At 37.2% G+C, this 1,233-nt stretch carries 1 protein-coding gene; it reads left to right on the top strand.

Annotated features, from left to right (window positions below; genetic code table 11):
* On the top strand, positions 1-1,023 hold a 1,023-nt coding region (locus tag ACFI34_RS18705), incomplete at its 5' end, for a S41 family peptidase (RefSeq protein ID WP_462674588.1).
* Positions 1,024-1,233 lie beyond the last annotated feature (210 nt).

Here is a 1,233-nt window from a genome sequence, read left to right as displayed (position 1 = left end):
ATGACTCAAGGAAGATTTTTGCGTAATTTAATAATATCATTACTGCTCATACCAAGCATGACCTTTGCTGACAACATAGATAATTCAAGAAAAGCTGAGATATTAAGTAATCTAAAACAAGAGATTTCTGAGCAATACATTATTGAAGATAGTATTCCTGGCATCTTAGCTTCTTTAGACTCTCTTTCTTCAACAGATTTTCTTGTTAAGCTACCTGACGGCAATAAATTTGCAGAAGTCATAAATGAGAAGTTAAAGCAATTTGATAGACATTTCAGTCTTAGCTGGTCAAATCCAAATGAAATTAGTACGAAACCCCGAACCGAAAGTTATTGGGATAGACTAGATCGTAAAAATTCAGGATTTAGTAAAGTAGAAATACTAGAAGGTAATATTGGCTATATTGAATTCTGGGGTTTTGACAGGGTAAATGTTAAATCTGAGCAGCGTGTTGCTAATGTTATGTCATTTATCTCGGAAACTGATGCCATTATATTTGACCTGAGAAATAATGGTGGTGGGAGTCCTAGAATGGTTCAATTACTTAGTGGATATCTATTTAATGAGAGAACTCAACTTAGTAGTATTTACTGGCGAAATTCTGATGAAACCGAGGAATTTTGGACTTCAACAGATATACGAGGGAAAAAGCGACCAACCATTCCCATTTATGTTTTAACAAGCAACGATACTTTTTCTGCTGCTGAAGCGTTTACTTATGATTTAAAGAGTCTGAAACGGGCAACCATTGTTGGTGAAACCACTGGTGGCGGCGCTAATCCAATGCGCTTTGTCGATTTTGGCGATGGTTTTATTGCCGGTATACCTTATGGGCGAGCCATAAATCCAATTACAAAGACCAATTGGGAATGGGTCGGTGTAACTCCAGATATCGAAACTTCGAGAGAACAAGCTTTGGAAACTGCGTACATTTCAGCATTAAATACACTATTAAATGTTTCTCGTAATGATTCTCAAAAAATTGAGATCAAAAATAAACTTAAAGATTTAACTGCTCACTAAAACAACAACCCAAACTAGGTGTAGATCGTCATATAACAAACGCATTAAATCGCTCGCGGGCTCGCTGGGACAAAAACACGTAGGCTCCCTGCGCTTCGCTTGGTATTGTAGCCTACGTATTTTTGCCCGTTATGCGGGTGTTTAGTTGCTGACAAGGAAAGTTAATGTATTCTAGTTATTTTGATGACTGGCAGGTCAAACCTGAATTTC

The sequence above is a fragment of the Pseudoalteromonas sp. PSi26 genome, assembly GCF_054960575.1.
The sequence above is the reverse complement of the archived record's forward strand: the minus strand, read 5'-3'. Positions and strand labels throughout refer to the sequence as shown.